This window comes from Paraburkholderia sp. IMGN_8 (assembly GCF_038050405.1).
In the GTDB taxonomy this organism is placed as follows: domain Bacteria; phylum Pseudomonadota; class Gammaproteobacteria; order Burkholderiales; family Burkholderiaceae; genus Paraburkholderia.
In genome coordinates this window covers 405,722-432,058 of record NZ_CP150900.1, presented here as the reverse complement: position 1 = coordinate 432,058, position 26,337 = coordinate 405,722, and the positions used below count along the sequence as shown (strand labels likewise).

Here is a 26,337-nt window from a genome sequence, read left to right as displayed (position 1 = left end):
CGAATGAGCCCGGACACGCCCGCCGCGCTGTTGCGCGCCTCGCCGCTGCCGCCGCTCGAAGCGCGCATTCTGTTGACGCACGTGCTTGGCTGGCGGCGCACTGAGTTGATTACCCGCAGCGACGATGTGCTGGAGGCGGCTGCGGTTGCCCGCTACCAGGCACTTGAAGCGCGGCGCGTAGCCGGCGAGCCGGTAGCCCAGTTGGTCGGCGCACGGGAGTTTTTCGGCCTCGACTTCGACGTCACGCCGGATGTGCTGATACCGCGCCCCGAAACCGAACTGCTGGTCGAAACAGCGCTGACGGCGATGGAAGGCATCTCGCGGCCGCGCGTGCTCGATCTCGGCACCGGCACCGGCGCGATCGCGGTGGCGATTGCGTCGATGCGGCCGGATGCGCACGTCTGGGCGCTGGATCGTTCTGCTGAAGCGCTGGCGGTCGCGACACGCAATGCCACGCGCCTGCTTGACGCCAAGCGTCCCGGCGGCGCTTTGGTGCTCTGGCAAAGCAACTGGTACGACACGCTTGACGCAACGCTGCGCTTCGACGTAATCGTCAGCAATCCACCCTATATCGCGAGCGGCGACCCGCATCTGTCCGAAGGCGATCTGCGCTTCGAGCCGCGCGGTGCACTCACCGACGAAGCCGACGGCCTCAGCGCGATCCGCACGATCGTAGCCGGCGCGCCAACACGTTTGAACGCCAATGGCGTATTGTGGATTGAACACGGCTACGATCAGGCAGAAGCCGTTCGCGCACTTCTTTCTGCACAAGGTTTCGTAGAAGTCCGCTCGGAGCAGGATCTCGCCAGCATCGAGCGAATCAGCGGAGGACGGCTGCCCGGCTGAGCTTACTGGCTTTAATAGCCAGGAGGCCAGAGCAGGCCTCGGCCGGTCTTACCGAAATCCGCTATCATTTCAGCCTATTCCCTACACATAACGGAACCGCAAGGTCAGTCATGGATACGCAACAACGCATCAAGCAAATCGTCGACGAAAACAACGTCGTGCTCTTCATGAAGGGCAGCGCCCAGTTCCCGATGTGCGGCTTCTCGGGCCGCGCCATCCAGATCCTGAAGGCGTGCAACGTCGGCGAGTTCAAGACCGTCAACGTGCTCGAAGACGACGAAGTCCGCCAGGGCATCAAGCAGTTCTCGAACTGGCCGACCATCCCGCAGCTCTACGTGAAGGGCGAATTCGTCGGCGGCTCGGACATCATGATGGAGATGTACGAGTCAGGCGAACTGCAGCAACTATTTGCTGCGGTCTGAACGGCCGCTGTTCGAACACCTGCTCCAATAAGGCGCCGCAAGCCATGGAAACACGCGCTGCGGCGCCACGCCGGCTGATCGTTGCGATCACCGGCGCCACCGGCGCCATCTACGGCATCCGGTTGCTCGAGACGTTGCGCAAGCTGGGCGGCGTCGAGAGTCATCTGCTGATTTCGAGCGCCGGCTGGCTCAATATCCAGCACGAACTGCAGTTGAGCAAAGAAGACGTACATCCGCTCGCGGATGTCGTCCATTCGGTCCGCGACGTCGGCGCGAGCATCGCGTCCGGCTCGTTCGCGACCGACGGCATGGTAGTTGCCCCTTGCTCGATGAAAACGCTCGCCAGCGTTGCGCACGGCCTTTCCGACAACCTGATTACCCGCGCAGCCGACGTCACGCTGAAAGAACGCCGCCGCCTAGTACTTTTAGTGCGCGAAACGCCGTTCAATCTCGCGCACCTGCGCAACATGACGGCTGTCACCGAAATGGGCGGCGTGATCTTTCCGCCTTTACCCGCCTTCTACAACCAGCCTGCCTCGATCGATGAGATGGTCGATCATACGGTAGCACGCGTGCTGGATCTGTTCGCGCTCGGCCCGGCGTTGTCGCCGGCGTGGCCGGGATTGCGCAGTACTCAGGAATAGTTCACGCCTGCTTTGCGTTTGTGCCGCGCTGTGTCGCGCCGTGCTGCTGTGTCGAATCAATTAACAACACCTGCGACACAATCAATTCTGCTTTCACCTGTTTATCAAACGTCGGTGCGGACCTATATTGAAAGCAACCCAACCTCTGCGCCGCCCCCACGCGGCGGCGTTGCCGCCATGAATCGCTTACCGTCGCTTTTCCTCTCCCACGGCGCGCCCACGCTGCCGATCGACCCATCGCTGCCGTCGGCGGAATTCGCCACGCTGTCGGCGCAATTGCCGCGTCCGGAAGCCATCCTGATGCTGTCGGCCCACTGGGGCACGGCACAGCCGGTGGCGAGCACGTCCACCGCGCCGGAGACCATCCACGATTTCTACGGTTTTCCGCGTCAGTTGTACGAAATTCAGTATCCGGCTCCGGGCGCGCCCGACGTGGCGCGCCGCGCCGCCGTGCTGCTCGGCGAGCACGGCATCCTCACCGATGCACAGCCGCACGGCCTCGACCACGGCGCATGGGTGCCGATGCTGCTGATGTTTCCGGAAGCCGACGTGCCGGTCGCGCAGTTGTCGATTCAGCCGCACATGGACGCCGCGCATCACTTCCGCGTCGGGCGGGCGCTGCGTGCGCTGAAGGACGATGGCGTGATGCTGATCGGCTCGGGCCAGATCACGCACAATCTGCGCGCCGCCGACTTTTCGGCGCGGCCGGAAGACGCCGATCCGCGCGTCGCCGAATTTACGGATTGGTTCGAGGCAAGGCTTGCCGCGCACGACATCGACGCGTTGCTCGACTACCGCCGCCAGGCGCCGCACGCGGTGTTGATGCATCCGACCGACGAGCATCTGCTGCCGGTATTCGCTGCCCTCGGTGCGGCCGACGACGATTATTCGCTGGCGATTCAGTCGCTCGGGACCTACCAGCGCTCGTTAGCAATGACGAACTACGTGTTCGGCACCGCTTGACTGAAACAGGAACGCACCAACGGCGCACCAACAAAAAAGCCCGCCTGAGCAATTCAGGCGGGCTTTTTTTCAGCATGCTCCGCCGGACCGCGATCCGGCAGACAGGGTCAGCGCAGCAACTTAATGTACGGCCATGCCTTCGAGCACTTCGTCGTGCGTTTCACGCTCTTCCAGATACTCCGAGCGGTAGCCGCTATTCACACCCCAGTAGTAGAACACCAGCGAGAACACGGCCACCGCCAGCATGTCCCAGCCGTACGGCAGAACGCCGAGGCCGCCGAACTCCTTGCTGCCGATCAGCGACAGGATCGCCATGATCGGCAGATAGGCCACCAGCCACCAGGCTGCCTTCAGATCGCGGCCCCAGCCGCCGAAGCCCGACTTCGCCTGGAAGTAGAAATACACCGGCAGCGCGACGACCATCAGCAGAATGATTTCGCCGGTCAGCGGCCACTTCGCCCAGTACAGGATCAGCGACGCGCACACGAATGCAAACGGCGCGATGATCTTCATGCCCGGAATGCGCAGCGGACGCTCCAGATCCGTCGCCGCGCGGCGCAGCGCCATCAGGCTGATCGGGCCGGTGAGGTACGAGATCACCGTCGCGACCGAAATCACTGCAGCCAGCGAACTCCAGCCGCGGAAGAAGAACAGGAAAATAAACGAGACCAGCAGGTTGAACCACATCGCCTGACGCGGCACGCCGTAGAACGGGTGCACGTTGCCGAACATCTTCGGCATCGTGTTGTTGCGCTCCATCGCGTAGATCATGCGGGTGGTGGTCGCCATGTAGGTCGTGCCGGTACCGCTCGGGCTCACGAACGCGTCGACGTACAGCAGGATGGCGAGCCAGTTCAGGTTCAGCGCGATCGCCAGTTCAGCGAACGGCGACGCGAAGTTGAAGTGGCCCCAGCCCTTCATTACATCGCTCGGGTTCACCGCACCGATATACGCGACCTGCAGCAGCACATAGATCACCAGCGCCAGCAGGATCGAGCCGATCACCGCGAACGGTACGCTCTTCCCCGGATTGCGCGCTTCACCGGCCAGGTTGATCGGGCTCTGGAAACCGTTGAACGCGAACACGATACCGCTCGTCGATACCGCCGTCAGCACAGCCGACCAACCGTACGGCGCGAAGGTGCTCGCTTCGCCGAAGTTTTCCTTGTGGAAGCCCGTCAGCATCAGACCGGCGATCGTCGCACCCGGAATCAGGAACTTGAAGATCGTGATCGCCGAATTGGCACGCGCGAACAGCTTCACGCCCCAATAGTTCAGCAGGAAGTAAATGATCACCAATGCGGCGGATAGCAACAGCCCATTGGTTGTTAATTCTCCATTCACGAATAACGCGTGCGCCCATGGATACGGCCACGTACTCATATATTGAATGGATGCTTCGGCCTCGATTGGAATCACCGAGACGATGGCGATCCAGTTGGCCCATGCACTGATGAAGCCAACCAGCGCGCCGTGCGAATAGCGCGCGTAACGCACCATGCCGCCGGACTCCGGGAACATCGCGCCGAGTTCGGCATAGGTCAGCGCAATCGCGAGAATCACGACCGCACCGATTACCCATGCACATATGGCAGCCGGACCAGCAATTTTTGCGGCCTTCCACGCGCCGAACAGCCAGCCCGAGCCGATGATCGAACCCAAGCCGGTCAGCAGCAGCGCGAACGGCCCGATGTTCCTCTGTATAGAACTTTTCACGTCTTCTCCTGTGTCGACCAGAGTTAGCGTGTCGGCCAGAGTTAGCGCTTTAGCGCTTACTCTGGTCCCATAGCGCTTACTCTGGTCCCATACACCGTGTATCGGCCGGAGTTAGTGCTTTAGCGCTTACTCCGGCCCCATGCAAGTTTGCTGCAGAACCATGTGTCGGCACCGCGTAACATCGCTCGTGGCGCTGGAGACGGGGTGACGCGCATGCATGCGCGACCGGTGCAACCGGTGCGCGGCGCGTAGTTTAACGGTTGCACCCTCCCGCTGCAGCGGAACTAAGGGTTCTCCCTAGCAAAATTCTCGGGTGAGCAGCAAGGTTTGTAAGCAATTTTTGCGCCGACCTATCAAAATTTTGTAAAGATGCGGGCAGACAGTTGACCTTCTCTCGAAATCGCCGTATAACGTTCGGGCAGGATTTCAAGCGGCGAGTGAATTGGTCTTTCGTAGTTCGCCCATCAACGGTACTCCGGTTGGTCCCATTACCCCCTTCCTTGATTTTCATGCACCCATTGGGCTTCGGCCTTATTCACCATCTTTAGGAACAAGTAATATGGAAACCGGTACCGTCAAGTGGTTCAATGACGCAAAGGGCTTTGGCTTCATCACGCCGGACGGCGGCGGCGAAGATCTGTTCGCGCATTTCTCGGAAATCCGCACGGAAGGCTTCAAGACGCTGCAAGAAAACCAAAAGGTTACGTTTGAAGTGAAGACGGGCCCGAAGGGCAAGCAAGCTGCTAACATCAAGCCGGTGTAAGCAGGCACGCTTCCTTCTGGACGCAAAAAACCCCGCCTCGGCGGGGTTTTTTTATATCCGTCGCAATTGGATAGACGGATTATCTTCGCGGTATGCGATTGGTTATCCGAACACCCGCCGTGCGTGAATCCCAAGGCCTGTTGCAACGCTGGCGAGACGATCGCCGAATACCGCTTTCGCATCCGGAAAGGCAGCCGCCAATGCGCTGGACAGAAACACCAGACCGGTCGAACCGCCCGTGAAGTAAATCGCGCTGACGTCGCGCGTGGCTACGCCGGCTGCCTGCACCGTGTCGCGCGCCGCCTGTACGATACGCAGCGTCTCATCGTGGCCGGCCTTGATGAGCTGAGCCTCGTCGAACGCGAGGCGCAAATCGTCTTCCACCTGATCGAGATCGATCACAGTCTCGCCGCCCGCCGCCACGCCGATCTTCGCCTCTTCCGCGTGCGCCGCCAGCGCATGCCCCAGGCGGCGCTCCACGACCCTCATCAGCCGGTCATGATGCTTGATCTCGGTGAACAAATGCCGCATCAGCGCGAGTTCGCTGACGCGCTTCGGCGCGTAGACGGTGTTGATCAGGTGCCACGTCGCCAGATCGAAATAGATCCGGTTCGGAATCTCGCGGCCTTCCGGGTCGAGCGTTTGATAACCCAGTTCGCGCAGAATCGTGACGAGTTCGACGCGGCGGTCGAAGTCGGTACCCGCGACGTGCACGCCGTGGTGGGCCAGCACGTCGTCTTTACGCTCGACGCGCTTCATCCGCTCCGGCCCGACCCGCACTAGCGAAAAGTCCGACGTACCGCCGCCGATGTCGGCCACCAGCACGAGGCCCTCTTCCGTCAGATGCGATTCGTAGTCGAACGCCGCGGCGATCGGCTCATACTGGAAGTGAATCTCGCGCAAACCGACCGAGCGCGCCGCCGCTTCGAGCTGCTGCTGCGCCAGCTGGTCGGCACGCGGATCGTCGTCGACGAAAAACACCGGGCGGCCCAGCACGGCGCGGCTGATCGGACCGCCGGCGCTGGCTTCAGCCGAGCGTTTCAGGTGATCGACGAAAATCGCGATCACGTCTGTGTATTTGATCGCCGAGCCGTCGCCGAGATCGGTCGAATTCTCGGCGAGCGGCGAGCCGAGAATACTTTTCATCGAGCGCATCAGGCGACCGTCGAAACCGTCGATGTACGCCTCCAGCGCCGAGCGCCCGAATTCGCGGGTGTTTTCGTCGGTGTTGAAAAAGACGGCGGTCGGCAGCGTCGTATAGGCGCCTTCAACCGGCGCAAGCCGCAGTGCGGCGCCGTCGGGCACGGCGACGGCCGAATTGGAAGTACCGAAGTCAATCGCGCAATAGTTCATGGCAGGAATCGCCGCTCACGGCTGGCGCGGACAGAAGGGGGAGCGGCTTTGTATCACGAAAGCCCAATCAGCATCAACTAACGCTTCGGGGACGGTCGCCACCATGACCAGGACCAGTCCAGCGGAACGAAAATTGCTCATTCGGACAGGATACGCCGCCAATTTTCGAGAATCAGGAGACTTCCAGCAATGCGCGCGCCGCCCACCGCCGCTGTCGACGAAAAAACTTCCGCTGTCATCGAAACCGATCTCCCTTCACGGCTCGACCGCTTGCCTTGGGGACGCTTCCATTCGCTGATCGTCGTGGCGCTGGGCGTGACGTGGCTCCTCGACGGTCTTGAAGTGACGCTGGCAGGCGCCGTGGCAAGTGCGTTGAAGTCTAGCCCATCGTTGCACTTTACCAACGCCGAAGTAGGCCTCGCCGGCAGTGCGTACATTGCCGGCGCGGTGCTCGGCGCGCTCGGCTTCGGCTGGCTGACCGACCGGCTCGGCCGGCGCAAGCTGTTCTTCATCACGCTGGCGCTGTATCTGGCCGCCACCGCGGCCACCTCGCTGGCGTGGAATCTCGCCAGCTTTCTGCTGTTTCGCTTTCTGACTGGGGCGGGCATCGGCGGCGAATACACGGCGATCAATTCGACGATCCAGGAATTCACCCCTGCACGCGTGCGTGGCTGGACCGATCTGGGTATCAACGGCACGTTCTGGGTCGGCGCGGGCATGGGGGCGGCGGGTTCGCTCGTGCTGCTCGATCCACATCTGCTACCTGCCGACTGGGGCTGGCGCGCATGCTTCTTTATCGGCGCGGTGCTGGCGCTCGCGATCTTGCCGATGCGCATGTGGGTGCCGGAAAGCCCGCGCTGGCTGCTCACGCACGGCGGCGAACCCGACGCTCGGTCGATTGTCGAGGGCATCGAAACGCGTTTTCGCGATAAAGGCCACCAACTCGTGGACGATGAACTGACCGGGTTGCGCCTGCGGTCGCGGGGACCTACGCCGCTGCGCGAGGTGTTCCACACGCTGTTCAACGTGCATCGGCGCCGGGCGCTGGTCGGGCTGTCGCTGATGACCGCGCAGGCGTTCTTTTACAACGCGATCTTTTTCACCTACGCGCTCGTGCTCACCGATTTCTATCAGGTGCCGGGCGAGCGCATCGGCTGGTATCTGTTGCCGTTCGCGCTCGGCAACTTCCTCGGGCCGCTGGTGCTGGGCCGGCTCTTCGACGTGATCGGCCGACGCAAGATGATCGCGACCACCTACGGACTCTCCGCGATCCTGCTGACACTGAGCGGCTACCTGTTCGAGCAACAGCTGCTGACTGTCGTCACGCAGACGATCGCCTGGATGGTGATCTTCTTTTTCGCGTCGGCGGCCGCCAGTTCGGCGTATTTGACAGTCAGCGAATCCTTCCCGCTCGAAATCCGCGCCCTGGCGATCGCAGTGTTCTACGCGTTCGGCACGGCGCTCGGCGGCATCGCCGGGCCGGCGTTCTTCGGCCGGCTGATCGACACGCATCAACGCAGCGAAGTATTTTCGGGCTATCTGGTCGGCTCGGGGCTGATGCTGGCGGCGGCGGTGATCGCCGCAATCTGGGGCGTGGATGCCGAGCGCAAATCGCTGGAGCATGTCGCCGCGCCGCTTTCGAGCGTCATGGACGACGCCGAATAAAAATCGCGCGGCCGGCCGCCGCGCGTTTCCTGATACTACGGACCTGCTATGACTGCGCGGCGCTCAGAACGCCTTCTTCCAGCCACCGCCATACGCGATATCGGCAAGCGGCAGGCGCTGACGCACCGACTTCTCGCGTTCGCGCAACACCGGATCGAGTTTATCGACGTCGCCATAGTGGCCAAGCGAAATGATCGCGATCACGTCGACGTCGTTCGGCAGCTTGAATGCCGTGCGGAACGCGTTCGGGTCGAAGCCGCTCATCTGATGCGCGGCGAGACCGAGTGCGTGCGCCTGCAACACCAGAGACATCGCCGCCGCACCCGCATCGTACGACGCGGCACGGTTCACGTCGCCCTTGTTGGTAAGCGTGTGCGTGGTCACGGCGATCAGCACCGGCGCAGGCGCATTCCAGCCCTGGTTGAACGGCACCAGCGTGGCGAAAGCCTGCTTGAAGGCCACTTCATCGACACTGCGGTCAAAAACGAGGAAACGCCACGGTTGTGCGTTATACGAAGACGGCGCCCAGCGTGCCGCTTCGAGAACCGCACGCAGATGCTCGCGGCTCACCGGCTCGCTCGAATACGCGCGCGGGCTCCAGCGGCCTGCAATCAGTTCGTGAATGGCAACTTCTGTAGGGGCGGGTTTGTTGGCCATACGCTTCTCTCGGTCGAAATTCATGATCGACGGGCGGCTGCCCGGGGCCACATAGCATAACCGGGCTTCACCGCACACGCTCCATCAAGTGTGCAGTTAGTTTTTACGTAGAGTGCAATGGAAAACGGCCCAGTGCGGGCCGTTGGCGTTCAAGCACTTGGCTTTGACGCGTGGCTTTAAACCGCCTGCGCCTCCGGCACCCGAGCCGGCCGGTTGATGCGCAGCACGATTACGGCGGCGACCAGACACAGGCCACCCGAAATCATCGACGCCACCGTGTAGGTGCCGAGGCTCGCACGCAGCATCCCCGCGCCGAGCGCCGCGAACGCCGCGCCCAACTGGTGACCCGCGACCACCCAGCCGAACACGACAGGGGCCGATTCCTTGCCGTAGACGTCCGTGGCGAGACGCACAGTGGGCGGTACGGTGGCGATCCAATCGAGGCCGTAGAACACTGCGAAAAGCGGCAGGCCGAAAAAGTCGATGCCGAACGCGTGCGGCAGATACATCAGCGACAAGCCACGCAGACCGTAGTACCAGAACAGCAGCACGCGACTATTGAAGCGGTCCGACAGCCAGCCCGACAGCGTCGTGCCGAACAGATCGAAAATGCCCATCGCGGCGAGCAACGATGCACCCTGCACTTCGGTCATCCCGTAGTCGCCGCACATTGCGATCAGATGCGTGCCGACGTAGCCGTTGGTGCTCGCGCCGCAAATGAAGAAGCTGAAGAACAGCAGCCAGAAATCGCGCGTCTTGCTGGCCATGGCGAGCGTGCCGAACGCGATCGCCAGCGGATTCTGCTTCGTGACGGTCGTAGTGATCGGGGCATTCGCCGGTTCGCCGAACGGACGCAGTTTCATGTCGGCCGGCCGCTCCGGCAGCAGGAATGCGACCAGTGGCAACACGATCGCCGCCGCGCCGGCGACGACCCACACAACTTGGCGCCAGCCGTAATGCTCGGCGATGGCCGCGAGCATCGGCAGGAACACCAGTTGGCCGGTGGCCGAACTGGCGGTGAGAATCCCCATCACCAGCCCGCGATGCGTGGTGAACCAGCGGGTCACGACGGTGGCCGACAGCGACAGCGCCGCCACACCCGTCGAGCCGCCAACCATCACCCCCCAGATCAGGACCATCTGCCACGGATGCGTCATCAGCGACGACAGCGCCACGCCCGCCGCCATCGTGCCGAGCGCGGCGAGCAGTGTCGGACGCACGCCGAAGCGTTGCATCGCGGCGGCCGCGAACGGCCCCATCAGGCCGTAAAGAGCAATGTTTACGGAGATCGCGAGTGAAATTGTCGCGCGGCTCCAGCCAAATTGATGCTCGAGCGGCACCATCATCACGCTCGGCGTCGCGCGCGTGCCGGCCGCCGCCAACAACACCAGAAACACCACCGCCACGGTCAACCAGCCGTAGTGGAAACGCCCGCCAATCAGTCTCGCTGCCCAGTTCATCAGTTCTCCAATCGACGCGTATCCCGCAGGGTGCGCCGCTTCGCATTGTTACGACTTCGGTAAAGGACTTGTGACAGATCAGTCACAATAGGTGTTGCGATATTAGTTACTGGTCGGTAACATGTCAAGGCGTCAATTCAATTCAGGTGACACGCCATGTCCGACAGCAAAACTCCCAAGCCAGCCGGCGTACGGCGCGCGCGCGGCGCGCAAACCGCCGGGCCGCAGGCGCAGCAGCACTTGCTGCGCGCGGCGGATGAACTGTTCTATCACGAGGGCGTGCGAGCAGTTGGAGTCGACGCGGTGGTTGAGCGTGCCGGTGTGAACAAGATGAGTTTGTACCGCCAGTTTTCGTCGAAGGATGAACTGGTGATGGCGTACCTGGAGGGCAAGGATCAGCAGTTTTTCGGTTACGTCGAGAAGAGTTTTGCAAAACATCCGGGCGAACCGGCGAAGCAACTCCAGCAGTATTTCGACGACCTGGCGGTGCGCGCGTCGATTGACGACTACCGCGGTTGTCCGTTCGTCAATGTCTCGGTGGAATTTCCGGACGTGTCGCATCCGGCCCGCCAGTTCGTGTTTCGCAACAAGGAACGGTTGATGGCGCGGATCACGGAGTTGACGACTGCTGCGGGGGCCGATGATCCGGTGGCATTGGCCAATGCGCTGGGTTTGATGATCGAGGGCGTGTATGCGGCCAGCCAGACTTATGGGCCAGGTTGCGGGCCGATTCTTGCCGCACCCAAGGTGGCGGCGCAGTTGATTGCCGCTTCGTGCGGTTCGGCGCCTGCGGCTTGAACTTTGGGCCATGGTCGGGTGGCTTTGGCCCGGTAAGATGACGTTTTCTCTTTCGTTGCCGCTTTCTTATGCCGCTGTCTGCCGAGTCTCGTGATGCTGTTGTCGCTGCTACCCGCCATTGGCTGACGAAAGCGGTGATCGGGCTCAATTTGTGCCCCTTTGCCAAGGCCGTGCATGTGAAGGGGCAAATCCGCTATGCCGTTAGCGAGGCGATCGATATGGAAGGGGTTTTGATCGATCTCGAAAACGAGCTTCAGGCGCTGGTCGCCTCGGATCCTGATGCGGTGGATACCACTCTGTTAATTTTTCCGCAGGCGCTTGGGGATTTTCTCGAATTTAACGATTGTTTGTTTTTTTCTGATCGGATGATCAAGCAGATTCGGCTTGAAGGTGTTATTCAGATTGCCAGTTTTCATCCTCATTATCAGTTTGAAGGTAGTGGGCCGGATGATATTGAGAATTATACCAATCGTGCACCGTATCCTATTCTTCATTTGCTCCGCGAGGATAGTATTGAACGAGCTGTTCAGGCTTTTCCTGATGCGGAGGATATTTATGAGCGGAATCAGGAGACCCTCAGGAGGATTGGCCTTGCAGGCTGGAATGAGTTGATGGAACGCAGTGGCGAGTGATTGGTTGTTTGCCTACGGCGCTGGCTTTTTCTTTCTGTTTTTGCCTGCTCGGCGATTTATGTCTGTTTGCCTGCGGCGTTGGCCTTTCCTTGATTTCTTAATGGTCTATTAGCTTCGCCCCTGTGCGGGGCAGGCACTTACTTTCTTTGCCGCCGCAAAGAAAGTAAGCAAAGAAAGCGGCTTCACACCGCTAATTCTTAAGCGGGTCCCCTGGCTTGGAGGCGGTAGTGGAGCATCTGGAATCGGTGTTCTCGCACACTCCGCGCTGGTGACAAAGCAGTCATTCTTCCCGCCTCGCACTGCGTGCTCACCGGAACGGTCTGGAAGGGAAACCAGTGGATTCGCTTTGGTTCAGTGGGGGCCATCGGCTGCGCCTCGGCGAGGCGCCCAAGTGTGCGAGTGTGTGCCCGCCACTTCGAGCGAGACGCTAGCGCTTCGGTGAGGCATGGGGGACACGAGGGTGATGCATTTTGGACACGATTGCGAGCCGCTGCGCCGAACCAGCCGCAAGCGCAAAAACCGCCAGGCGATTTTAAGAAGCACCGCTACGGCGCGCGCAGCGCCGCCGGAAGTATGACTGCCTTGTCACCAGGGCTGAATGCGCGAGGACACAGATTCCAGATGCTCCACTACCGCTTCCAAGCCAGGGGACCCGCTTAAGAATTAGCGGTTTGAGCCGCTTTCTTTGCTTACTTTCTTTGCGGCGGCAAAGAAAGTAAGTGCCTGCCCCGCACAGGGGCGACGCTAATAGACCACTAAGAAATCAAGGAAAGGCCAACGCCGCAGGCAAACACCCAAAGCGCCGAGCAGGCAAAAAAACCAATGCCCCCGCAAGGAAAATCACCTTTATACAAAAAACCTTTCTTTCAACTCCTCAATCCCAAGTGTCCCCATAATTTCATTAAGCCTTTCAGCAGACCGCCGCCTCGGCAAATCCTTATACTGAGCAATAATGAGCTCATTCTTCATGGAGTGCTCCCATCCGACGAGCTCGGTAACACTCACCTGATACCCATGAGCTTCCAGCTGCAAACACCGCAATACATTAGTAATCTGGCTCCCGAACTCTCGCGTATGCAAAGGATGCCGCCAGATCTCCGTCAAAACATTCCCAAGCGATTTACCCTTATTCTGTCGCAAAACCCCAGCCACTTCAGCCTGGCAACACGGCACCACAACAATAAATTTGGCATGCTTTTCCAAAGCAAACCGAATCGCGTCGTCAGTAGCGGTATTACATGCATGCAGCGCCGTCACAATATCGATCTCAGCGGGCAACCGCTCCGAAGTGATCGAATCGGCCACCGACAGGTTCAGAAACGACATCCCCGTAAAGCCAAGCCGAACAGCCAGCTCCTCGGACCTCGTCACCAGATCCTCGCGCGTCTCAATGCCGTAAATGTGCGAAGCACCACCAGCGGCACCTTGAAACTCCTTGAAGAAAAGGTCATACAGGATAAAACCTAGATATGACTTGCCCGCGCCGTGGTCGACGAGCGTCACGTCGCCCTGCTTGTCTTTGAGCTCTTTGAGCAGCGGCTCGATGAACTGGAACAGATGGTAGACCTGCTTCAGCTTGCGGCGGCTGTCCTGGTTCATCTTGCCGTCGCGCGTCAGGATATGAAGCTCCTTCAGCAGTTCGACGGACTGGTTCGGACGGATTTCGTGGGTTTTGCTGGACATCGTGGGAACCGCCATCAATTGCAACGCGAACGTGCGACAGATGACGGAAAAAAGGAAAAGTTGCTGCCAGTTTACCCAAAGCGCGGCCCGCTCACCTGAGTAGCCGCGCAGGCCGTACGAAAAACACCGCATCCTGGAACACTTCCTGCTCAACAGACAGTACGTGGAACGTTTCCAAAGCGGCGCAACACACCATGCGTGCCGGCTCGCCCGACAGCCCAAGCCGGCATACGCATAACAACAGGCTGCCGGCCGTGGCGTCGATCACGCGAACCGAATGCATGTGGGGATGGCGGACCCGGAACACGGGCCGAACGTTACGTAACCAGCAGCGCGCCGCGATCGCAAACGGAAGCGCGCTCGGATAATAGAAGAGGCGGCAATGGATACGATACCCAACGGAAACGTCGAGCAGAAGTTTCAGGAAATGCTGGCGAAGCTCACCGCCGCGCCCGCGTGGTCGGAGAAACAGCAGCTCGAACTGGAGATGGCGCGCGATATCTCCACTGAAATGCTGCGTCTAGCCGAAGTCATGCGCGACGGCAGCGTCGACATGGAAACATGCCTGACAATGCTCAAATACGCGAAGGTGCTCGACTTCGTCATGACCACGCTCGCTTCGCGCCGCGACATCAAACCGCAAACGCTGCGGGTGATCTTCAAGCTCGCCGGCCTCAAAGTGGACGAAGCTTATCCCGGCTGAACCAGCAACGCCGCGACGAAAGCGGGCGACGCACGCCGCCCGTTTTCGTCAGCCGGCATCCGTTCTCGCAGAAAAACAGATCGCCTGTGAAATCACTTGCGCGGCGCCTCCATCGGCGGCGTGCCTTCATGAAACAGCGTCTTCAGCTGGGAGCGCAGTTCCGGCGAGTCCGTATGTTTGTGAACCGAGACGGCGTGCTGCACAGCCGCGTCGAGCAATTCGCTCTCGGTATCGGCGGACAACGCAACCGTGCAATTCATTTCACTCGGAAATTCACGGCAGTCGATATATTTGCGGGTCATGACAGTCTCCGTCATCTAAGCAACAGCACGCGCGCAAACCATCTCGTCGAGCCGCAGCGCAACGGCAGCGTCGAGCGGCATGGAGGTGTTGAGCATGTTTGGCGTGGGGAAGACGCGAACGGCGTCCGGTGGAAGGTGTTTGGAAAAAGTATAGTTCGCGCACCTGAATTGCAAAGAACCGCGCGCCGGCTCAACGAATGCCAAAGCGCCCGAACCCAGACGTTTTCGGCCAGCCCGCCGAGCCGCCCGTTTGCCCTGGCGTGCCGGCAGTGTGAAAATAGCGCCCTTCGCGCCGCTCGATCGTTGCATCGCGCAAGCGCGCCGCCTCTCCGCTCATCTGCAGGACCGCATGTCACCCTCCATTGATTCCGCCTGTGTCGCCGTGATCGGCGGCGGCCCCGCCGGCCTGATGGCCGCCGAGGCGCTGGCCCAGCAGCATGGCTTGCAGGTCGACGTCTACGACGCAATGCCGTCGGTTGGTCGCAAATTTCTGATGGCGGGCAAAGGCGGCATGAACATCACGCACTCTGAGCCGCTCGAACCGTTTCTCGGCCGTTACGGTCCGCGCCGCCAGCAGATCACGCCGCTACTCGATGCCTTCGGGCCCGATGCGTTGCGTGCCTGGTTGCACGAGCTCGGCGTCGAAACCTTTGTCGGCAGTTCGGGCCGGGTTTTTCCGACCGATATGAAAGCCGCGCCGATGCTGCGCGCGTGGCTGCATCGGTTGCGGGAAGCGGGGGTACGCTTTCATATGCGCCACAAGTGGATCGGCTGGGACGAACAAGGCAACAGCGCCGCCCCGCACGCCCTGCGCTTCGCAACACCCGACGGCGCGCGAACCGTGACCTGCGATGCCGTCGTATTCGCGCTCGGTGGCGCAAGCTGGCCACGGCTCGGATCGGACGCCGCGTGGGTGCCGCTGATGAGCGCGCGCGAGGTGCCGGTGACGCCCTTGCGGCCCGCGAACTGCGGCTTCGATGCCGACTGGAGCCCCTATCTGCGCGAGCGTTTCGCAGGCCAACCGGTCAAGCCGGTGGCCATCGCGATCACAGATATAGACAAAAACGTCCACAATCGACAAGGTGAAATACTTCTGACCGAAACGGGTCTCGAAGGGAGCCTGATTTACGCATTGTCGGCAGCAATCCGGGAGCGAATTCTGGCCGACGGCGACGTCACGATCACGCTGGATCTGGCGCCAGGCTTGACTCTGGAGCGCATCGTCACCGAAGTCACGCGGCCGCGCGGCTCGCGTTCAATGTCGAGTCATCTGCAAGGCAGAATCGGTATTGGAGGCGTAAAACTCGCGTTGCTGCACGAGATTCTGTCGAAGGAAGCTTTCGCCGACACGAACCACCTGGCTCAGGCAATCAAAGCGCTACCGGTGCGGCTCACGCGCGCGCGGCCAATCGAGGAAGCGATCAGCACCGCCGGCGGGATACCTTTCGAAGCGCTCGATCCGCAGTTGATGATCGAGCGTCTGCCCGGCGCGTTCTGCGCGGGCGAGATGCTCGACTGGGAAGCGCCGACCGGCGGCTATCTGCTGACGGCCTGCTTCGCTAGCGGCCTGGTGGCGGGGCGCGGCGCGCTAGCCTATCTCGCGGCGCGCGACGTATCGGTCTAGCACGCCGCTTTCTTTTCAGCAGCGCGCCGCACTTCATCGTCCATGGCCTATCGCGCTTTCAGCCGCCACAGCGACGTCACCTCAGCCACACGCGCAGCGTGCAGCGCATCGGTCTCATCGGTCGACTTCAGATGACGCGGACGAATATCCTCGCGGCCGACCACCGTCAGCCCGGCCTTTTCGATCGCAGCGAGCAACCATTCGCGCGTGCGCAGACCGAGATGCTCGGCGAAATCCGACATGATCAGCCAGCCTTCGCCGCCCGGCGACAGATGCTCCGCCAGGCCGTTGAGGAAGCCGAGCAACATGCGGCTCTCCGGATCGTAGACCGCGTATTCGATCGGCGACGCGGGCCGCGCCGGCACCCACGGCGGATTGCAGATCACGAGCGGCGCGCGGCCTTCGGGGAATAGATCCGCATCCACGATATCGACTTGCTGGTCGTAACCAAGACGCGTGAGGTTTTCGCGTGCACAGGCGAGGGCTCGCGGATCCCGATCTGTCGCGATGATTTTCTTCACGCCACGCTTGGCGAGCAGCGCAGCCAGCACGCCCGTGCCGGTGCCGATATCGAACGCCTTGTTCAGCGACGGCAACGGCGTGCGTGCGACCAGGTCCACATATTCGCCGCGCACCGGTGAAAACACACCGTAGTGTGGATGAATGCGCTCGCCCAGCACGGGAATGTCGACGCCCTTCTTGCGCCACTCGTGCGCACCGATCAGTCCGAGCAATTCGCGCAGCGACACGACCGACGGCTCATCGGCTGACGGTCCATAGGTTTCGAGGCAGGCCTGCTGCACTTCAGGCGCGCGGCGCAGCGGTATCGCGTAGGCGGCGTCGAGCGGGATCAGGATCATGCCGAGCGTGCGGGCGCGTTGCGACTGCGCCTGACGATGCAGGTTGAACGCGTCGAGCGGCGTGTCGCCCTGCTTGCGCGGCTTACGCTCCAGACGGCGCGTGACCGCTTGCAATAGTTGGCGGGCGTTCTGGAAGTCGCCGTTCCAGAGCAGCGCGGTGCCTTCGCACGCGAGGCGGTAGGCAGAGTCGGCGGTAGTGCGGTCATCGGCGACGACGACGCGCTTAGGCGGCGGCACTGCTGCTTCGGAGCGCCAACGCGCAGTGCGGGGGCCGTCGGCTTCGGGCCAGGTGATGGTTGCGGGGCTGGTCATGATGAGGTGGGATGCGTTTTGCGGGAGTGACGCGGTGAAACGGCGCGTCGTCGGGGGCTTTGCCCGCCGGAGTGATTTTCTTGCAATGCCGACTGACGCCCGAATAGTAACTCTGTCGCCTCGGTTCGCGTTGCGGTATTCGTTAGCGAACGCCGCTGAGGATACCGATGCCACGGCTTTTGCCGCCTTCAAAGCGCGTTTCGTAGACTAAAAAGTCCAATATCGACAAGGTGAAAGAGATCTGAGCAAAAACGACTGTTTTTGCTTCAGCTAGGCCTGGCCGGCTGCCCTGCCCCGCACTACGCCGCGGACGTCGAATGCATGGCCAGCAAGTCGCGCGCGGCGCTCCAGGCATCAGTTGCGGCAGTTTCACGGCCTGAGATTTGCACCGAGAGCGTGGCGCCGTCGAGCAGCATCACGATCACCGGCGCCAGTACTTTTGCCTGCTCGGCGGGCACGATGTCGGCGGCCAGTTGCTCGATAAATTGCGTCAAGTCGGCCTTCTGCTCAACGATAATGCCGTGGATGCTGCTGCCTTTGTCGGCGAATTCGGAAGCGGCGTGCACGAACATGCAGCCGGTGAACATCGCGCTTCTGAACCAGTCCTGGTGCCAGTCGAAGACACGTTCGAGACGGGCGAGCGGCGACTCCGCCTCGGCGACAAACGCCTTGAGCGACACCGCGCATTGCTCCTGACGTTGCCGCAACACCGCAATGACCAGATCCGTTTTGGACGGGAAGTGCCGGTACATGGTCATTTTCGCGACACCCGATTCGGCAATGATCCAGTCCACGCCGACGGCATGGTAACCATGCTTGCTGAACAGGATCGTTGCGGTATCGAGAATCTGCTGACGCTTGTCGGACACGGCGGCCTTGTGCGTTAAATATCTGGTAAACGATTATACAAGGGCCTCCATTCGCCAATTGCAACAAGCGGTTTCAGTGGTAATCGTTGTACGGGCGGAGTGCTCCACGGGGCGCAGTGGCCTGAAACCGGCTCACAGCGTCGACTGTGAACATGGCCCTGGGCCACTGGCTGCGAAAAAGCTCGTCTTCTCGCATCGAACGTCTTGCACATATGGCCGAATAACGCGCTATGCCTATTCACTTGAGCGTGTCTCGATTGAGTCACGGCCGAGAATTTCGTACAGCCCAAGCATTCGCGAGGCAGTACAGGAATACCTGTCTGCATTGATAATCGACACCGCTCATCAGAACAAAAGCACATTCGTTCATTCAAAATGCATATTCGCTTTCCGGCAAGACAATAGACAGACCCGTATAGCTTCGGTATAGTCGCATCAACTACGGGGACACACCGTTGCACAATAGAACCTGAGAGAGTGGTGCCGGCGCAATTACAACTTCTACAGCGTCGATTCAAAAAAAACCAACACTTAGTTGCGGACGCATATTGCGTCCGCAACTAATATTCTTCCGAATCAGCTATTAATTAGCCGGCTTGCGCTCTAAAGCCGAATTCACATCCCAATCGAAGCTAATACTCCCATGCATTGCCCCGGGTTATTGCTTGCGTGCTGAACGCGTCTAAATGTTGCCTAAAATAAAAAACGGGTTTCTGAAAATTCTCAGAAACCCGTTTCGTACTACTGGTGCCGGCTGCAGGACTCGAACCCGCCACCTCATGATTACAAGTCAAGCGCTCTACCTGATGAGCTAAGCCGGCTGAGGCCGTGATTCTACTTCATTTCACGATCTTAAGGCGAGCCCTTCCGCCACCTTTTGAACCATCGTCGTCAGGTTGCGGTCCTTCGGCGGCGCTATCCGCTTTGGTGGACGCGCTTTCCGCAGCCGGCGACGCAACAACCGCGCGCGGTGCACCTCCGCTCGGCGCGGCCGGCGACTCGGTTTCGTCCGCCAGCTCTGCATCGGCGCCCGAATCCAGCGCCTCGCCGCCCGCCGATTCGACCGGGAATGCCATGCCTTGCCCGTTTTCGCGCGCGTAAATCGCGAGAATATTGGCGACCGGCACTTCGATCTTGTGCGACTTGCCGGAGAAACGCGCGCTGAACTCGATCCATTCGTTGCCCATCTGCAACTGGCTGGTCGCCTCGAAGCTGATGTTCAACACGATCTCGTTATCGCGCACGAACTGACGCGGCACCCGCGTCTGATTGTCGACCCGCACCGCGATGTGCGGCGTGTAGCCATTATCAGTGCACCACTCGTACAGCGCGCGCAACAGATAAGGCTTGGTGGAAATCTCTTGCATCAACAGTCCTCTTACCGGGTGCGGGCCCGCGCAAAACCATGCGCGCGGTGCCCTCACCCCAAAGCCAAACTCAACGACGCATCACCTTTTCCGAAGGCGTCAGCGCTTCGATATAAGCCGGGCGGCTGAAAATGCGCTCGGCGTACTTCATCAGCGGTGCAGCGTTCTTCGACAGCTCGATGCCGTAGTGATCCAGACGCCACAGCAGCGGCGCGATCGCCACGTCGAGCATCGAGAACTCTTCGCCGAGCATGTACTTGTTCTTCAGGAAGATCGGTGCGAGCTGCGTCAGGCGATCGCGGATCGCGAGGCGCGCCTTTTCGTGATTCTTCTCAGCGGCCTTGCCCTTTTCGTTTTCGAGCGTGCCGACGTGGACGAACAACTCCTTTTCGAAGTTGAGCAGGAACAGGCGGGCACGGGCGCGCTGAACCGGATCGGCCGGCATCAGTTGCGGGTGCGGGAAGCGCTCGTCGATGTACTCGTTGATGATATTCGATTCGTACAGAATCAGGTCCCGTTCGACGAGAATCGGCACCTGACCATACGGATTCATCACAGCGATGTCTTCCGGCTTGTTAAACAGGTCGACGTCGCGGATCTCGAAGTCCATGCCCTTTTCGAACAACACCAGCCGGCAACGCTGGGAGAACGGGCAAGTTGTGCCGGAATACAGAACCATCATGTTTACGTTTCCTCAAAAAGCTGAAGGGCCAGCGCGCGGAAAAACCGTTCAGCAGGTTTTTCCTGGCGCCGGCCCCACGCCGGTGACGGCGTGATTATTTGATATGTTTCCAGTACGCGGCGTTCAATCGCCAGGCGAAAAAGCTCAGGATGCCGAGGAAGAGCAGTACCCACACGCCAAGCTGTTTGCGGGTTTTCTGCGTCGGTTCGGACATCCATGACAGGTACGACACAAGGTCGGCCACAGCAGAATCATAATCTACCGGCGACATCGTCCCCGGAGTGACCTGTTGGAAGCCGACAAATTTGTGCACTGTTTCGCCTGTTTTTTCGTCGGTTTCGTCACCGAACTTCGCGGTACGTTGCCCCTGAAGCTGCCACAGCACGTGAGGCATGCTCACGTTTTCGTACACCAGATTGTTCCAGCCGGTCGGCCGCGTATCGTCGCGATAAAAACTGCGCAGATACGTGTACAGCCAATCCTTGCTGCGCGCTCGCGCTTCCACAGACAAATCCGGCGGACTCGCGCCGAACCACGCTTTCGCGTCGTCCGGGCGCATCGCCACGGTCATCGTGTTGCCGACCTTGTCGGTGGTGAACAGCAGGTTCGACTGGATTTCACTCGGCGTAATGCCGAGGTCGGTCAGCCGGTTGTAGCGCATCAGGTTCGCGCTGTGGCAATTCAGGCAATAGTTTACAAACAATTGCGCGCCGTGCTGCAAGGAAGCGAAATTCTCCGCGTTATCGGGCACGCGGTCGAGAGGGAAATTCTCGTCCGCGTGCGCCGGGCCTGCCAGCACCGCGAGCAGTGTCGCGCCAATTAGCGCGCACGTCGAAAGCAGCTTTTTCATTTCGTGTTCTCCTGGCTCGCGATTAGTGAGGCTTGAACCGCACCCGTTCGGGCGGCTGCTTGAACGTGCCAAGCCGCGTCCAGAACGGCATACCGAGGAAAAACGCGAAGTAGATCAGCGCGCACACCTGTGCAATCAACGTCGAAGCCGGCGACGGCGGTTTAGTGCCGAGGAAGCCCAACGTCAGGAAGGCGAGCACGAAGATCCCGTAGAACACCTTGTGAAAAAACGGCCGGTAGCGGATCGACTTCACCGGCGAGCGGTCGAGCCACGGCAGGAAGAACAGCGAGATCACCGCGCCGCCCATCACCACCACGCCCCAGAACTTCGATTCGGTGAACGCCATCGCCAGAATCACCAGCACGGCGAGCACCGGAAGCCCAAGCTTCCACTTGCCGCGCGCGCGGACCAGCGCGAACAGGCCGAGCAGCGCGATGATGATCATCAGCACGATCTTGAACGGATCGGTGGTGGCGCGCAGCATCGCATAGAACGCCGTGAAGTACCACACAGGCGCAATTTCCTGCGGCGTTTGCAGCGGATTCGCGGGAATGAAGTTGTTCGCTTCAAGGAAGTACCCGCCCATCTCCGGCGCGAAAAAGATGATCGCCGCGAAGACTATCAGGAACACCGACACGCCCATGAAATCGTGCACCGAGTAGTACGGGTGGAACGGAATGCCGTCGAGCGGAATGCCGTTCGTGTCCTTCTTCCCCTTGATCTCGATGCCGTCCGGATTGTTCGAACCGACTTCATGCAGCGCCACCAGATGCACGACGACCAGCAAGATCAGAACCAGCGGAATCGCGATCACGTGGAACGCGAAAAAGCGGTTCAGCGTGACGTCGGACACGACGTAGTCGCCGCGAATCCACAACGACAGATCCGGCCCAATGAACGGAATCGCCGAGAACAGGTTCACGATCACCTGCGCGCCCCAGAACGACATCTGGCCCCACGGCAGCAGGTAGCCGAAAAACGCTTCTGCCATCAGGCTCAGGAAAATCGCGCAGCCGAACACCCACACCAGCTCGCGTGGCTTGCGATACGAGCCGTACATCAGCCCGCGGAACATATGCAGATACACGACGACAAAAAACATCGACGCGCCTGTGGAGTGCATATAGCGGATCAGCCAGCCCCACGGCACGTCGCGCATGATGTACTCGACCGACGAGAACGCGAGCGTCGCGTCGGGCTTGTAGTTCATCGTGAGGAAGATGCCGGTGACAATCTGGTTCACCAGCACCAGCAGCGCCAGCGAGCCGAAGAAGTACCAGAAGTTGAAATTCTTCGGTGCGTAGTACTCGGAGACGTGCTTCTTCCACGTCGACGTCATCGGAAAGCGCCGGTCGATCCAGCCGGCAAGCCCGGTCGTCTCCACTTCGTGTTCGATCGCCATTTACGCTTCTCCTTTCTCGTCCTTGCCGATCACGAGGGTATTCGCCGACGTGAACATGTAAGGCGGGACGTCCAGATTCTGCGGCGCAGGTTTGTTCTTGAAGACGCGGCCGGCCATGTCGTAGGTCGAGCCGTGGCAAGGACACAGGAAGCCGCCTGGCCAGTCGTCGGGAAGATTGGGCTGCGCGCCCTCCTGGAAGCGCGGCGTCGGCGTACAGCCCAGATGGGTGCACACGGCGACGGCGACGAAAAGGTTCTTGTGATCGGTCCGCGAACGGAACTCGTTGTTGCAGTACTCCGGCAACGGCATCGAAAAAGCATTCTTGGTGTGGGGATCCGCTACTTCGGTATCGGCTTTCTGGACATCGGCGAGCATCTTGTCGGTGCGGTTGATGATCCACACCGGCTTACCGCGCCAGGCAACGGTCATCATGTCGCCAGGCTTGAGATTACTGATATCGACTTCGACCGGCGCGCCTGCCGCCTTGGCCTTTTCAGATGGTGCAAACGAACTAACAAAGGGTACGACAGTGGCTACGCCTCCTATGCCACCTGCTACGGTCGTCGCTATCAGCCAGCTACGGCGGCTGCCGTCGACGCGTTCATCTTCCTTGTCTCGCATCACACGCCCCACTTCTGAGTTGGATTTTTCCTTCACGTCGCTTCTACCGCCGCTAGTTTGCGCGAATGGAGTCGGCATTTACAAGGCCCGATTGCCAAAAACCGTGCGAAGCCATTGATATCTCAGGGTTTCTCCGTACGGATCGCAAACTTTTTTATACCTCCTTTTAAGTGCCCCCTCCGTTATTCATGCCTTTTTCTTCTCTAATGCAGATTTTCAATTCAAACGGGATTAGGGATATCGATAAACAGGTGTTCGATATCGAACGACTCGGATAGATGCTTGCCGACCGCCTGCACGCCGAAACGCTCGGTCGCGTGATGGCCGGCCGCGAGGAACGCGACACCGCTTTCCGCCGACGTGTGCATCACCGACTCCGACACCTCGCCGGTCAGGTAGACATCGGCGCCGGCGTCGATCGCGGCGTCGAACATGCCTTGCGCGGCGCCCGTGCACCAGCCGACGCGGCGCAGTTCGCGGTCCGAGTCGCCGAATACCAGCGGTGTACGGCCAAGTGTCTGCTCGACTTGCGCGGTGAAGTGCGCGAGCGTGATCGGCATCGGAAACGTGGCGAGCCAGCCGAGGTCGTTCTCGCCGAAGCGTGCGTCGCTGATCCAGCCCATCTTTGCGCCGATCTGCGCGTTGTTGCCGAACTCGGGATGGTCGTCGAGCGGCAGGTGGTAGGCGAACAGGTTCAGATCGTTGGCGAGCAGCAGCTTCAGGCGCGCGTATTTGCGCCCGGTGATCTGCGGCGCCTCGTTGCGCCAGAAGTAGCCATGATGAACCAGCACGGCGTCGGCGCCCCAGTCGAGCGCGGCCTCCAGGAAGGCCGCTGACGCGGTCACGCCGGTCGCGAGCTTGTTGACCCGGCGGCGCCCTTCGACCTGTAATCCATTGGGGCAATAGTCCTTGAAACGCGCGGTTTCAAGGAGATTGTTCAAGTACAATTCAAGTTCGATCCGATCCATATAAACCTCTAGTCTTCAGATGCTTAGACGCTTTTGGCTGTTCTTTGCCCAAGCGGTGACTGTGCTGTTGGCGCTGATGTTCATCATTGCGACCCTCAAACCGCAGTGGCTCCAGCGTCAAGGGCAATTCGGCAAGCAACTCGCCGAACCGATCGTCGCCCTTCGGGAAGTGGCGCCAGGCATCGGCAGCGGCCCTGCACAGGCGTCGTATGCGGACGCCGCGCAGAAAGCCATGCCCGCGGTCGTCAATGTGTTCTCGAGCAAGGATGGCTCGCTGCCGCCCGATCCCCGGGCGAAAGATCCGTTGTTCCGCTACTTCTTCGGCGACAAGAACAAAGGCAAGCAGCAGGAACAACCCGCCTCCAATCTTGGCTCGGGTGTGATAGTGAGTTCGGAAGGTTACATTCTAACGAACCAGCACGTCGTGGACGGCGCGGATCAGATTGAAATTGCGCTGGCCGATGGTCGCACCACCAATGCGAAGGTGATCGGCGTCGATCCGGAAACGGACCTCGCTGTGCTGAAGGTCAACATGACCAATCTACCCACCATCACGCTCGGCCGCATGGACCAGACGCGCGTGGGCGACGTGGTGCTCGCGATCGGCAATCCGTTCGGCGTCGGCCAGACGGTGACGATGGGCATCGTCAGCGCGCTCGGGCGCAATCACCTCGGCATCAACACCTTCGAAAATTTCATTCAGACCGATGCGGCGATCAACCCGGGCAACTCGGGCGGCGCTTTGGTCGATGTGAACGGCAATCTGCTCGGCATCAATACGGCGATCTATTCGCGCTCAGGCGGCTCGCTCGGCATCGGCTTCGCAATTCCCGTGTCGACGGCGCGCAGCGTGCTGGAGAGCATCATCACGACCGGCTCGGTGACGCGCGGCTGGATCGGCGTCGAGCCGCAGGATGTGACCCCGGAGATCGCCGAGTCGTTCGGGCTGGAGCAGAAGTCCGGTGCGATCGTCGCGGGCGTGCTGAAGAACGGTCCGGCCGACCGCGCCGGCATCAAACCAGGCGACATCCTGGTGAGCGTGAACGGCCAGGACATCACCGATACCACGCGTCTGTTGAACGTGATCGCGCAGATCAAACCGGGCACGGCCGCCAAGGTTCATCTGGTGCGCAAGGGCCGTGAAATGGATCTGGACGTGGCGATCGGCAAGCGCCCGCCGCCGCCGAAGCAACCGGTGGACAGCAACGGCGGCGATCAGCAGGACGACGACGGCGGTTGATATGCACAGCGGCACAGGCCGCAGGCGACATGGCAAGCCAAACAGCAACGCGGTTGCAAAACAAAAAGGGCAGTCCTGAATGGACTGCCCTTTTTGTTTTGCCAGCTTGGTCAGCGCGCGAGGCGCCAGATCAATTCGGCGGACTTGCGTCTTCGACCACCGCCGGCTGCTTGCCTACAATCAGCCGCGCAGCGATGATGCCGGCCTCGTACAGCACGATCAGCGGAATCGCCAGAATCAGCTGCGAGAACACGTCCGGCGGCGTCACCACAGCCGAAACCACGAACGCGCCGACAATCACATACGGACGAATTTCCTTGAGCTTCCTGATGGTCAGCACGTTCATGCGAACCAGCAGCACGACCACGATCGGCACCTCGAAGGTCACGCCGAACGCAATAAACATTGTCAGCACGAAACTCAGGTAATTGTCGATATCGGTGGTCATCTCCGCGCCGAGCGGCGCGTTGTAGTGCGCCATCACGCGGAAGATGGTCGGAAACACCACGAAGTACGCGAACGCCATGCCGCACAGAAACAGCGTGTAGCTGCTGCCCACCAGTGGCCCGACCAGCTTCTTTTCATGCTGATAAAGACCCGGCGCGACGAACGCCCAGATCTGGTACAGCACGATCGGCAACGCGATCACGAAGGCGACCAGCATGGTGACCTTCATCGGCACGAAGAACGAACCGGTGACGTCGGTGACGATCATTTTGCCGTCCTTCGGCAGATTCTGCATCAAGGGCCGGGCCAACAGCCGGAAGATGTCCGGCGCCCAATACACGAGTCCGACAAACACCACGATGACGGCAAGGCCTGCGCGGATGATGCGGTCGCGCAATTCAACGAGGTGGGAAATGAAGGTCTCTTCAGTGCCTTCGTCTTGGGTTTGCTGGGGGTCGCTCACACCGGCCCTCGGTTAGAGATTGTCG

General features: G+C 60.5%; 26 protein-coding genes and 1 tRNA gene. 11 read left to right on the top strand and 16 right to left on the bottom strand.

Translation table 11 applies throughout. The features are described from left to right. Positions 1–3: 3 nt before the first annotated feature. The 4 genes from prmC (at position 4) to WN982_RS02160 (ending at position 2,875) form a co-directional block, all read left to right on the top strand. On the top strand, positions 4–846 hold the full coding sequence (gene prmC, locus WN982_RS02175; RefSeq protein ID WP_341314175.1) for a peptide chain release factor N(5)-glutamine methyltransferase: 843 nt from the start codon (positions 4–6) through the stop codon (positions 844–846). Positions 847–956: 110 nt separating this feature from the next. Continuing rightward, the gene (gene grxD, locus WN982_RS02170; RefSeq protein WP_341314174.1) at positions 957–1,268 is read left to right on the top strand and encodes a Grx4 family monothiol glutaredoxin; all 312 of its coding nucleotides are present in this window, start codon (positions 957–959) and stop codon (positions 1,266–1,268) included. Positions 1,269–1,312: 44 nt separating this feature from the next. Further along, a complete protein-coding gene (locus WN982_RS02165) occupies positions 1,313–1,912 on the top strand; it encodes a UbiX family flavin prenyltransferase (RefSeq protein ID WP_341314173.1) in 600 nt (199 codons plus the stop codon). A 177-nt stretch (positions 1,913–2,089) separates the two neighbouring features. Beyond that, positions 2,090–2,875, top strand: coding sequence for a class III extradiol ring-cleavage dioxygenase (locus WN982_RS02160; RefSeq protein WP_341314172.1), 786 nt, complete (start codon positions 2,090–2,092; stop codon positions 2,873–2,875). A gap of 120 nt (positions 2,876–2,995) precedes the next feature. Here the strand turns inward: WN982_RS02160 and WN982_RS02155 are convergent, their stop codons facing one another. Further along, positions 2,996–4,591 (bottom strand): APC family permease, encoded by a 1,596-nt coding sequence (locus WN982_RS02155; protein WP_341314171.1) that lies wholly within the window; start codon positions 4,589–4,591, stop codon positions 2,996–2,998. Positions 4,592–5,150: 559 nt separating this feature from the next. Between WN982_RS02155 and WN982_RS02150 the strand changes: the two genes are divergently transcribed. Beyond that, positions 5,151–5,354: a cold-shock protein gene (locus WN982_RS02150; protein WP_007180251.1), complete on the top strand. Its 204-nt coding sequence runs from the start codon at positions 5,151–5,153 to the stop codon at positions 5,352–5,354. Positions 5,355–5,456: 102 nt separating this feature from the next. On the opposite strand, the gene WN982_RS02145 is transcribed toward WN982_RS02150, so the two are convergent. Further along, positions 5,457–6,707 carry an Hsp70 family protein gene (locus tag WN982_RS02145; RefSeq protein ID WP_341314170.1) on the bottom strand — a complete coding sequence of 417 codons (1,251 nt, stop codon included), beginning with the start codon at positions 6,705–6,707 and terminating at the stop codon, positions 5,457–5,459. Positions 6,708–6,896: 189 nt separating this feature from the next. Here WN982_RS02145 and WN982_RS02140 point away from each other — a divergent pair, with 189 nt between their 5' ends. Next, positions 6,897–8,372, top strand: a complete 1,476-nt coding sequence (locus tag WN982_RS02140) for an MFS transporter (protein WP_341314169.1) — start codon at positions 6,897–6,899, stop codon at positions 8,370–8,372. Positions 8,373–8,435: 63 nt separating this feature from the next. Here WN982_RS02140 and WN982_RS02135 read toward each other — a convergent pair whose 3' ends face one another. Next, a complete protein-coding gene (locus tag WN982_RS02135; RefSeq protein WP_341314168.1) occupies positions 8,436–9,029 on the bottom strand; it encodes a nitroreductase family protein in 594 nt (197 codons plus the stop codon). Positions 9,030–9,205: 176 nt separating this feature from the next. After that, positions 9,206–10,489 carry an MFS transporter gene (locus WN982_RS02130; protein WP_341314167.1) on the bottom strand — a complete coding sequence of 428 codons (1,284 nt, stop codon included), beginning with the start codon at positions 10,487–10,489 and terminating at the stop codon, positions 9,206–9,208. Positions 10,490–10,645: 156 nt separating this feature from the next. Between WN982_RS02130 and WN982_RS02125 the strand changes: the two genes are divergently transcribed. Both WN982_RS02125 and WN982_RS02120 read left to right on the top strand, forming a co-directional pair. Beyond that, positions 10,646–11,287, top strand: coding sequence for a TetR/AcrR family transcriptional regulator (locus tag WN982_RS02125; protein WP_341314166.1), 642 nt, complete (start codon positions 10,646–10,648; stop codon positions 11,285–11,287). Between the two features lie 68 nt (positions 11,288–11,355). Further along, a complete protein-coding gene (locus WN982_RS02120; RefSeq protein WP_341314165.1) occupies positions 11,356–11,919 on the top strand; it encodes a DUF1415 domain-containing protein in 564 nt (187 codons plus the stop codon). An 846-nt stretch (positions 11,920–12,765) separates the two neighbouring features. Here the strand turns inward: WN982_RS02120 and WN982_RS02115 are convergent. Next, on the bottom strand, positions 12,766–13,602 hold the full coding sequence (locus WN982_RS02115; RefSeq protein ID WP_341315697.1) for an SAM-dependent methyltransferase: 837 nt from the start codon (positions 13,600–13,602) through the stop codon (positions 12,766–12,768). 382 nt (positions 13,603–13,984) lie between these two features. Here WN982_RS02115 and WN982_RS02110 point away from each other — a divergent pair, with 382 nt between their 5' ends. Beyond that, the gene (locus WN982_RS02110) at positions 13,985–14,305 is read left to right on the top strand and encodes a DNA-binding protein (RefSeq protein ID WP_341314164.1); all 321 of its coding nucleotides are present in this window, start codon (positions 13,985–13,987) and stop codon (positions 14,303–14,305) included. A gap of 92 nt (positions 14,306–14,397) precedes the next feature. Here WN982_RS02110 and WN982_RS02105 read toward each other — a convergent pair whose 3' ends face one another. Then, on the bottom strand, positions 14,398–14,607 hold the full coding sequence (locus WN982_RS02105) for a DUF1059 domain-containing protein (protein ID WP_341314163.1): 210 nt from the start codon (positions 14,605–14,607) through the stop codon (positions 14,398–14,400). 349 nt (positions 14,608–14,956) lie between these two features. On the opposite strand from WN982_RS02105, the gene WN982_RS02100 reads away from it, so the two are divergent. Beyond that, positions 14,957–16,231 (top strand): TIGR03862 family flavoprotein, encoded by a 1,275-nt coding sequence (locus WN982_RS02100; protein ID WP_341314162.1) that lies wholly within the window; start codon positions 14,957–14,959, stop codon positions 16,229–16,231. A gap of 47 nt (positions 16,232–16,278) precedes the next feature. Here the strand turns inward: WN982_RS02100 and WN982_RS02095 are convergent, their stop codons facing one another. From WN982_RS02095 to WN982_RS02055, 9 genes are all read right to left on the bottom strand, one after another. Further along, positions 16,279–17,403 (bottom strand): class I SAM-dependent methyltransferase, encoded by a 1,125-nt coding sequence (locus WN982_RS02095; protein ID WP_341314161.1) that lies wholly within the window; start codon positions 17,401–17,403, stop codon positions 16,279–16,281. 299 nt (positions 17,404–17,702) lie between these two features. Continuing rightward, positions 17,703–18,272, bottom strand: coding sequence for a TetR/AcrR family transcriptional regulator (locus tag WN982_RS02090; RefSeq protein ID WP_341314160.1), 570 nt, complete (start codon positions 18,270–18,272; stop codon positions 17,703–17,705). A gap of 745 nt (positions 18,273–19,017) precedes the next feature. Then, positions 19,018–19,093 (bottom strand) — tRNA-Thr (locus tag WN982_RS02085). 18 nt (positions 19,094–19,111) lie between these two features. Then, on the bottom strand, positions 19,112–19,639 hold the full coding sequence (locus WN982_RS02080) for a ClpXP protease specificity-enhancing factor (protein WP_341314159.1): 528 nt from the start codon (positions 19,637–19,639) through the stop codon (positions 19,112–19,114). Positions 19,640–19,709: 70 nt separating this feature from the next. Beyond that, complete coding sequence (locus WN982_RS02075; RefSeq protein WP_006052302.1) at positions 19,710–20,321, bottom strand: glutathione S-transferase N-terminal domain-containing protein; 612 nt, start codon at positions 20,319–20,321, stop codon at positions 19,710–19,712. A 94-nt stretch (positions 20,322–20,415) separates the two neighbouring features. After that, entirely contained in the window at positions 20,416–21,171 is a 756-nt protein-coding gene (locus WN982_RS02070; protein ID WP_341314158.1) for a cytochrome c1, read from the bottom strand. A 22-nt stretch (positions 21,172–21,193) separates the two neighbouring features. Beyond that, the gene (locus tag WN982_RS02065; RefSeq protein WP_341314157.1) at positions 21,194–22,573 is read right to left on the bottom strand and encodes a cytochrome bc complex cytochrome b subunit; all 1,380 of its coding nucleotides are present in this window, start codon (positions 22,571–22,573) and stop codon (positions 21,194–21,196) included. Further along, a complete protein-coding gene (gene petA, locus WN982_RS02060; RefSeq protein WP_341315696.1) occupies positions 22,574–23,194 on the bottom strand; it encodes a ubiquinol-cytochrome c reductase iron-sulfur subunit in 621 nt (206 codons plus the stop codon). Positions 23,195–23,415: 221 nt separating this feature from the next. After that, complete coding sequence (locus tag WN982_RS02055) at positions 23,416–24,162, bottom strand: Nif3-like dinuclear metal center hexameric protein (RefSeq protein WP_341314156.1); 747 nt, start codon at positions 24,160–24,162, stop codon at positions 23,416–23,418. A 19-nt stretch (positions 24,163–24,181) separates the two neighbouring features. Between WN982_RS02055 and WN982_RS02050 the strand changes: the two genes are divergently transcribed. After that, on the top strand, positions 24,182–25,402 hold the full coding sequence (locus WN982_RS02050) for a Do family serine endopeptidase (RefSeq protein ID WP_341314155.1): 1,221 nt from the start codon (positions 24,182–24,184) through the stop codon (positions 25,400–25,402). Between the two features lie 130 nt (positions 25,403–25,532). Here WN982_RS02050 and tatC read toward each other — a convergent pair whose 3' ends face one another. After that, entirely contained in the window at positions 25,533–26,312 is a 780-nt protein-coding gene (tatC, locus tag WN982_RS02045; protein WP_341314154.1) for a twin-arginine translocase subunit TatC, read from the bottom strand. Positions 26,313–26,337: the final 25 nt, after the last annotated feature.

Bases quoted from the DNA above. Each gene is read 5' to 3' on its own strand.
- WN982_RS02065 (WP_341314157.1), bottom strand. From the start codon at position 22,573: ATGGCGATCGAACACGAAGTGGAGACGACCGGGCTTGCCGGCTGGATC.
- WN982_RS02070 (WP_341314158.1), bottom strand. From the start codon at position 21,171: ATGAAAAAGCTGCTTTCGACGTGCGCGCTAATTGGCGCGACACTGCTC.
- WN982_RS02140 (WP_341314169.1), top strand. From the start codon at position 6,897: ATGCGCGCGCCGCCCACCGCCGCTGTCGACGAAAAAACTTCCGCTGTC.
- WN982_RS02080 (WP_341314159.1), bottom strand. From the start codon at position 19,639: ATGCAAGAGATTTCCACCAAGCCTTATCTGTTGCGCGCGCTGTACGAG.
- WN982_RS02130 (WP_341314167.1), bottom strand. From the start codon at position 10,489: ATGAACTGGGCAGCGAGACTGATTGGCGGGCGTTTCCACTACGGCTGG.
- WN982_RS02105 (WP_341314163.1), bottom strand. From the start codon at position 14,607: ATGACCCGCAAATATATCGACTGCCGTGAATTTCCGAGTGAAATGAAT.
- WN982_RS02100 (WP_341314162.1), top strand. From the start codon at position 14,957: ATGTCACCCTCCATTGATTCCGCCTGTGTCGCCGTGATCGGCGGCGGC.
- WN982_RS02135 (WP_341314168.1), bottom strand. From the start codon at position 9,029: ATGGCCAACAAACCCGCCCCTACAGAAGTTGCCATTCACGAACTGATT.
- WN982_RS02145 (WP_341314170.1), bottom strand. From the start codon at position 6,707: ATGAACTATTGCGCGATTGACTTCGGTACTTCCAATTCGGCCGTCGCC.
- grxD (WP_341314174.1), top strand. From the start codon at position 957: ATGGATACGCAACAACGCATCAAGCAAATCGTCGACGAAAACAACGTC.
- WN982_RS02115 (WP_341315697.1), bottom strand. From the start codon at position 13,602: ATGTCCAGCAAAACCCACGAAATCCGTCCGAACCAGTCCGTCGAACTG.
- WN982_RS02095 (WP_341314161.1), bottom strand. From the start codon at position 17,403: ATGACCAGCCCCGCAACCATCACCTGGCCCGAAGCCGACGGCCCCCGC.
- WN982_RS02110 (WP_341314164.1), top strand. From the start codon at position 13,985: ATGGATACGATACCCAACGGAAACGTCGAGCAGAAGTTTCAGGAAATG.
- WN982_RS02125 (WP_341314166.1), top strand. From the start codon at position 10,646: ATGTCCGACAGCAAAACTCCCAAGCCAGCCGGCGTACGGCGCGCGCGC.
- WN982_RS02075 (WP_006052302.1), bottom strand. From the start codon at position 20,321: ATGATGGTTCTGTATTCCGGCACAACTTGCCCGTTCTCCCAGCGTTGC.
- petA (WP_341315696.1), bottom strand. From the start codon at position 23,194: ATGCGAGACAAGGAAGATGAACGCGTCGACGGCAGCCGCCGTAGCTGG.
- WN982_RS02165 (WP_341314173.1), top strand. From the start codon at position 1,313: ATGGAAACACGCGCTGCGGCGCCACGCCGGCTGATCGTTGCGATCACC.
- WN982_RS02055 (WP_341314156.1), bottom strand. From the start codon at position 24,162: ATGGATCGGATCGAACTTGAATTGTACTTGAACAATCTCCTTGAAACC.
- WN982_RS02160 (WP_341314172.1), top strand. From the start codon at position 2,090: ATGAATCGCTTACCGTCGCTTTTCCTCTCCCACGGCGCGCCCACGCTG.
- WN982_RS02050 (WP_341314155.1), top strand. From the start codon at position 24,182: ATGCTTAGACGCTTTTGGCTGTTCTTTGCCCAAGCGGTGACTGTGCTG.
- WN982_RS02120 (WP_341314165.1), top strand. From the start codon at position 11,356: ATGCCGCTGTCTGCCGAGTCTCGTGATGCTGTTGTCGCTGCTACCCGC.
- WN982_RS02150 (WP_007180251.1), top strand. From the start codon at position 5,151: ATGGAAACCGGTACCGTCAAGTGGTTCAATGACGCAAAGGGCTTTGGC.
- prmC (WP_341314175.1), top strand. From the start codon at position 4: ATGAGCCCGGACACGCCCGCCGCGCTGTTGCGCGCCTCGCCGCTGCCG.